This is a genomic window from Staphylococcus coagulans (assembly GCF_002901995.1).
In the GTDB taxonomy this organism is placed as follows: domain Bacteria; phylum Bacillota; class Bacilli; order Staphylococcales; family Staphylococcaceae; genus Staphylococcus; species Staphylococcus coagulans.
The window spans coordinates 1-318 of sequence record NZ_PPQN01000154.1 but is presented as its reverse complement, the minus strand read 5'-3'; the positions used below and the strand labels follow the sequence as shown (position 1 = coordinate 318).

Annotated in this window: 1 protein-coding gene; it reads right to left on the bottom strand. The window is 24.8% G+C overall.

Features of this window, described 5'->3' with window-relative positions:
• Positions 1–99 precede the first annotated feature (99 nt).
• A partial coding sequence (locus CD118_RS12150; protein WP_206167731.1) for a hypothetical protein occupies positions 100–318 on the bottom strand: 219 nt, incomplete at its 5' end.

Sequence of the window (318 nt, the reverse complement as noted above, 5' to 3'; positions counted from 1 at the left end):
GCCATAATCATTCCTCCTGTTTATTTCAATATATCAAAAACTGTATAGATATAATACGTCATATTGTTATCTTTAAAAATGAATTCTTATTCAAATAAATTACTTTTCTCCAAACAGTTCTGATTCAACTTTACTTTCTACTTTTATAGGAACATTACCAAAGAAGTAGTCTTCTATGACTGTCCAAAATATCTCTGTGTAATTCATTATTCGTTCTTTGTTATCATTACCTTCCTTTGGTAATTTGAATAAGTACTTAAACATTTCTATACTTCTGACAAAGTTTTTATATTGTGAATTTAATAATTTATTTTGATA